Origin of the sequence: Bacillus sp. JJ864, from assembly GCF_036963045.1 — a bacterium.
GTDB lineage: Bacteria > Bacillota > Bacilli > Bacillales > Bacillaceae_G > Bacillus_A > Bacillus_A pseudomycoides_C.
Genome location: NZ_JBALLY010000080.1, coordinates 1 through 5,337 on the forward strand (window position 1 = coordinate 1; position 5,337 = coordinate 5,337).

4 protein-coding genes are annotated in these 5,337 nt (G+C 36.6%); all 4 read left to right on the top strand.

Features of this window, described 5'->3' with window-relative positions:
* The first annotated feature begins 507 nt into the window (after positions 1–507).
* The 4 genes from V7024_RS13540 to V7024_RS13555 all read left to right on the top strand — a co-directional run bounded on the left by V7024_RS13540 (position 508) and on the right by V7024_RS13555 (position 5,273).
* On the top strand, positions 508–2,034 hold the full coding sequence (locus tag V7024_RS13540) for a cardiolipin synthase (RefSeq protein WP_335520828.1): 1,527 nt from the start codon (positions 508–510) through the stop codon (positions 2,032–2,034).
* 109 nt (positions 2,035–2,143) lie between these two features.
* Complete coding sequence (locus V7024_RS13545) at positions 2,144–3,037, top strand: ATP-binding protein (RefSeq protein WP_335520830.1); 894 nt, start codon at positions 2,144–2,146, stop codon at positions 3,035–3,037.
* Between the two features lie 3 nt (positions 3,038–3,040).
* Complete coding sequence (locus tag V7024_RS13550; RefSeq protein WP_335520832.1) at positions 3,041–4,924, top strand: vWA domain-containing protein; 1,884 nt, start codon at positions 3,041–3,043, stop codon at positions 4,922–4,924.
* A 175-nt stretch (positions 4,925–5,099) separates the two neighbouring features.
* The gene (locus tag V7024_RS13555; protein WP_335520833.1) at positions 5,100–5,273 is read left to right on the top strand and encodes a hypothetical protein; all 174 of its coding nucleotides are present in this window, start codon (positions 5,100–5,102) and stop codon (positions 5,271–5,273) included.
* Positions 5,274–5,337 lie beyond the last annotated feature (64 nt).

Consider the following 5,337-nt stretch of genomic DNA (forward strand, 5'->3'; position numbering starts at 1 on the left):
AATGCCAATTTACTTTTTCTCGATCCTACAATAATTTTGCGCATATTTTTCTCTCCTCATTATAAGTGGTTCATCACCAAAAGACGGAGGTGACATATAGATAGATGTACACTCCACCCCGAGTGGACGCTTTCCGCGGGCAAGAGCGAGCCTCCTCGGCAAGCCTGCGGGGTCTCACTTTCCTCGCTATTCCCGCAGGAGTCGCCACTCTCCGTTCCATGTATTAAAAATGATTCATTTCCAAAAAATCAACCCCATGTTACGGTGATGAACCACCAAAATACGCATTTTCTATTTTTTTACATAAATTTTATATCAGAGAAGTTATCATTTCTAAATACAACAATAGTAATTCCCTTTCACTCTATGTAAAATTATCTTTTTTCTAAAACAGTAAAAAAGTCTGCTCCCGTGCAGAAAAAAATCTAAATTTCCTATTTGTTTAATGTAAATAAAACATTTTATAATAAGGCTATAACTAATCAGAAAAAGGTGACATTCCTACCAATGAAAAATCGTGTTCTGCAATTACTATTTGTTATTTCAATTTCAACTATTTTACTCATGCTTTTAAACAGATCATCTATATCGTTATATACTTTTGCTGGAGTAGTATTCTTTATTACAGCTGTCGGTATTGCTTTCGTCATCTTTATTGAAAATCGATCCCCGCAAAGTACGTTAGCTTGGTTTTTAGTATTAGCAATTCTCCCCATTTTCGGCGTATTTTTGTATTTATTATTTGGCCGAAGTAAATGGCGCCGAATAAAACATTTACATCGTTCCGAAGAACAAAGAAAGTTGTTCCGTGAAATTTTAGAAGGAAAACGCTTGAAACAAGAAATACCATCGTCTCTAAATGAACACTCTGCCCATTTAACTACAATCATTCAAAAATTTGGCGGGGGCCCTATTGCTGATGAAACTAGAGCGAAATTATTAACAAATGGAGAAGAAACATTTACAGAAATTTTGTCTTCCATTCACGAAGCAAAGCACCATATTCATATTCAATATTACATTTATCGAGCTGATGAAATTGGAACAAAGATTCGAGATGCTTTAATCGAAAAAGCAAAAGAGGGTGTCATTGTCCGCTTTTTATTTGATGACCTCGGAAGCTATCCATTACGAAGTTCCTTTTTGCAACCGATGAAGGATGCAGGAATTGAGGTAGTAGAATTCGATCCTGTCCTTTCTCCTTGGTTAATCGAAACTGTCAATTACCGGAATCACCGGAAAAGCATTATTATTGACGGAAAAATTGGTTTTACAGGTGGATTGAATGTTGGGGATGAATATCTTGGGCGTTCTAAGAAATTTCCAATTTGGCGAGATAGTCATTTAAAACTTGAAGGGAAAGCATTATACAAACTACAAGCGCTCTTTTTAGAAGATTGGTTATACGCACTTAGTGGATTAAACAGCTATTCTTGGGAATCTTTTATGAAGAAAGAGTATTTCCCAGGGTCGACAGCCCAGGCAGAAGGTGCTGTCCAAATTGTCGCAAGTGGCCCGAGTGCAAATGACAAGACGATTCGAAATGCCCTATTAGCGGCAATGACATCGGCTAAACGTTCCATTTGGATTGCGACGCCATACTTTATTCCCGATCAAGAAACATTAACATTACTACGTTTAAGTGCAATCGCTGGAATTGATGTCCGTATTCTATATCCCGGCATAAGCGATAGCGTGATAAGCGATCAAGCTTCTCAATCTTACTTTACCCCGTTATTAGAAGCAGGTGCTTCTATTTATCGTTATAAAGATGGATTTATGCATGCTAAAATTGTCTTAATTGATGATGAAATTGCAACAATTGGTACAGCCAATATGGACATTCGTAGTTTTGAACTGAATTATGAATTAATCGCCATATTATACGAATCCCCGACTGTTCTTGATATTAAAAGAGATTTCGAACAAGATTTTAAGGACTCTACAGAAATTCGCTGGGAAGTATTTCAAAATAGAAGCATTCGCAAAAGAATGCTTGAATCACTAATGCGACTTATTTCGCCACTTTTATAAGGGAACATCTTCCAAATTGGAAGATGTTTTTTCTTTGCTTCACTTATGAAAACACGTTATCATAAGAAGGATTGTTTACTTTATGAAAATAATGTTAGGTGGGAAATACATGTTAGAACAATTTCATATACATGCAGGATTAAAAGAGCAACTTGTAAATATTCATGAAACAAATAAACAAACAGCTGGCAATGCTGCTACTTTAATTGGAACAAAAATGTATAAAGCAGCAGACAACAGCATTATTGAAGATGCAATTACTGCCTTACTTCTTGGTAAAAACGTTCTATTAAAAGGACCTACTGGAAGCGGTAAAACTGTTCTTGCTGAAACGCTATCTTATTTATTTCAAAAGCCAATGCATAGCATTAACTGCTCTGTTGATTTAGATGTAGAAGGAATTTTAGGATACAACACATTAACAACAAAGAGCGGTGCCTCTGAAGTTACTTTCGTGGATGGTCCATTGATGAAAGCAATGAAAAATGGTCACTTCCTTTATATCGATGAAATTAACATGGCAAAACCAGAAACGCTTCCACTTCTTCACGGTGCACTCGACTACCGAAAAATGATTACAAACCCATTCACACAAGAAGTTGTGTATGGCAGTGATGAATATCGTGTAATTGCTGCGATTAACGAAGGGTATGTTGGAACGAGTGAACTAAATGAAGCGTTAAAAAACCGTTTCGTTATTATTGAAGTTCCTTATATTCAAGGTGACACATTAAAAGAACTGTTATTAGCTGAATCAAAATTAAAGAATGCAGCAACAATCGAAAAGTTTGTGGCATTCGCAAGCGACTTAATGCCGTTAGCTAGCGACGGTCGTGTAAGTGAAGAAGCTGCAAGTATTCGCGGTATTATCGATGCATGTGATTTAAGTGTCTATATTCCAGTGATGCGTGCAATTGAACGAAGTATTATTGCAAAATTAAGCGATGAAACGGAACAAATGACAGTACGTGAATTAGCAGAAAGCTATTTCTTTGAGGGATAATTCATGAGACAAATTTTTAGCGACAAGAAAATCGATGCGTCTCTGTTTCTACAAATGGAAAACTTAATGTACGCCCTTCTAAAAGAAGAAAATGCGTATTTAGAATATGGATATAAAGCATATTATGACGAAATCGAAAATAAAATTGTCATCAGTCATTTTTGGGATGATCGAAGCGACACGGATAAAGTAATCGGCTTAAAAAGTGAAGTATATTTAAAAGCTCTTGGCTACAAACATCATTCCGATATGAAACTGATTCGTAGTTATGCAAAAGATTTGCAGCAATCACCGCTTAAAAATTTTTTAACGCAGCTATTCGTTCTATTAGAGGATTTACGAGTTGAAGAAATTGTAAAACGAGAGCGTCCTGGTACAAAACCAATTTTTGCACGCCGCAAAGAAATGTATCGAAATTATTTCAGCTCACAATACGAAATTAATCGGATCCGTAATTATCATGCTGATATGCTTATTTGCTTATGTTACTTAACAGTAACGAGCGACAAATACGAAATGTTTAACAACTACTACTTTGAACACATTGAAGCAATCTTACACGAAACGTTCCAAACGCGTACAACAGAAGATACGATGTATGTTGTCGAAAAAATCCGCTATCGTTTAGAAGAACTGTTAGAACATGATATGATTAATAACTACTTTGGCCTTGCGCCGCTCAATACTTCTGTCATTTTTGAGAAAATTGAAGAACGAGTAGACGAATTAGCAAACGATGATGTTCAAATTGTTGATGATGACGATAATAAGAGTAAAATAAATGAAAGTTTTTCGACTTGGCATCGTGAAAATAAAAACAATGAAAACGAAAACTTCTTACGCTTTGAATTAGAGAGCGGTACAAAAACAAATATGATGGGTGATACTGCCCGTGAATCAGAGGATAGTGATCAAGCACTCGCTTCTGTGCAAGGTACTTCACAAAAAAGTACGCAGTCGAACTTCGACGGCGCAGATGCTGAAGATACGAGAGCATCTCATGCTTCTAGCCAAAGTGAAGGTGTATACGGTAAATATAACGTCGGCGCATCGCATACTTTTAAAGAAGCTCGCAAACCAAACCATGACGAAAAGAAAGACTATCAAGCGATAAAATCTGTCGTAAATAAAGATGTAAAAGAACTAAAGAAAATCATCGAAAAAACAATTGAAAATAAAACAAACGCAAATGCTGATAAATACTACGGAAGACTTCGTAAAAAGTTCCTACGTATTTATACAGAAAAACAACCACGTATGTTTTATAAAAAAGGACAAGAATCACAAGAACTTGACGTTGTCTTTCACCTATTGGTTGACTGCTCGGGTTCGATGTATAACAAAATGGAAGAAACGAAAAAAAGCGTTGTTCTTTTCCATGAAGCTTTAAAATCGTTAAAAATTCCGCACGCCATTAGCGGATTTTGGGAAGATGCTTCTAGCGCTACACCCGAAAACAAACCAAACGTCATTCATGAAGTTGTAACCTATCAAAACTCAACGCTGCCAAACATTGGTCCAGAAGTCATGCAACTTCGTGAAGAAGAAGATAACCGTGATGGATACATTATTCGTATCGTTTCCGAAAAACTTGCGAAACGTCAGGAAAAGCATAAATTCCTACTCGTCTTCACAGATGGCGAACCATCTGCATTAGACTACCAACAAGACGGTATTTTAGATACACACGAAGCTGTGAAACTTGCTCGTAAAAGCGGCATAGAAGTCATCGGAATCTTTATCGAAGAAGGCGAAGCGAAAGAAGCAACCTATCAACTGATGAAAAATATATACAACCACCACTTCTTAGTAGCGAATCATGCGGAAGATTTACGATTGAAGATTAAACCGTTATTGAAGAAATTACTATTGAAGACGATTGAATAGAGACCGGAGCTGGGTGCAGCTTCGGTTTTTTTGTTTTTTTGTCGAATGATCTTTATCCTATGTCGAACGGTCTTTATTCCGTGTCGAAGCGTCGATATATTGGAAAAGTCGCCGATAAAAAATAAAAATTTTTTGGGCATATTAAGAATCAAATATATGTGAAAGGATGTTTCAGTTGTCCACAAAAAAGGATGAACAATATACGGATGTTACAACTGCTGAAGCTAGACATCAATATGTCATTCCTGAGGAGTTTCCTGAAGGGCCTTACGGTTCTTCCTCTAACAAAAAGTTAGGAAAATCGAATCCTTGGGATAAAGATCAAAAAACACATAAAGTGAAACTTTAATCAGTGGGGGTTTTCTTCATCCCCCACTGATTATCAGCCCTCACAAATCGGGCTTTTACGGGCA